At 63.4% G+C, this 625-nt stretch carries 1 protein-coding gene; it reads left to right on the top strand.

The window, feature by feature from the left end:
- Positions 1 to 17: 17 nt before the first annotated feature.
- Positions 18 to 625, top strand: a 608-nt coding sequence (locus AC2YI2_RS35140) for an IS701 family transposase (RefSeq protein WP_487391139.1), incomplete at its 3' end; no start/stop codon positions are given.

Raw genomic sequence — 625 nt, 5'->3', positions numbered from 1 at the left:
GGAACTGGAAAGCTGATTTGGACGGATGGCTCACGCCGTTTGTGGAGGCGTTGCGGCACAAGACGCGAGCGCGGATGTGCCCGGCCTATATTGCTGGCTTGATTGGTCCTGGTGATCGTAAGAGCGTTCAACCGATGGCGGCACGTGCAGGCACCGTCAGCTACGACCAACTGCACCATTTCGTTGCGAGCGGCGTCTGGAGCGCTGCGCCCTTGGAAGCAGCGCTGCTCGCCGAGGCCGACAGACAAGTTGGCAGTAACGATGCCTGGCTGATCGTCGATGACACCGCGCTGCCCAAGAAGGGAACCCACTTGGTCGGCGTGGCGCCGCAATACGCCTCGGCTCTCGGCAAGAACGCTAACTGCCAGACGCTGGTGTCGTTGACGCTGTCCTCTGGCGAAGTGCCGATCATGGTCGGTCTGCGGCTGTTCCTGCCCGAGAGCTGGACGTCCGACCCCGCTCGGCTCGATAGTGCCCGTGTGCCTGATGACCATCGTGCCTATAGCACCAAGCCTGAGATCGCGCTGACCGAGATCGACCGGGTTCGCGCAGCCGGCGTGCGCTTCGGCTGTGTGCTTGCCGATGCCGGTTATGGCTTGAGCGCCCCTTTCCGGCAGGCGCTCAC

This window comes from Rhizobium sp. SRI_017, from assembly GCF_057586295.1.
The sequence above is the reverse complement of the archived record's forward strand: the minus strand, read 5'-3'. Positions and strand labels throughout refer to the sequence as shown.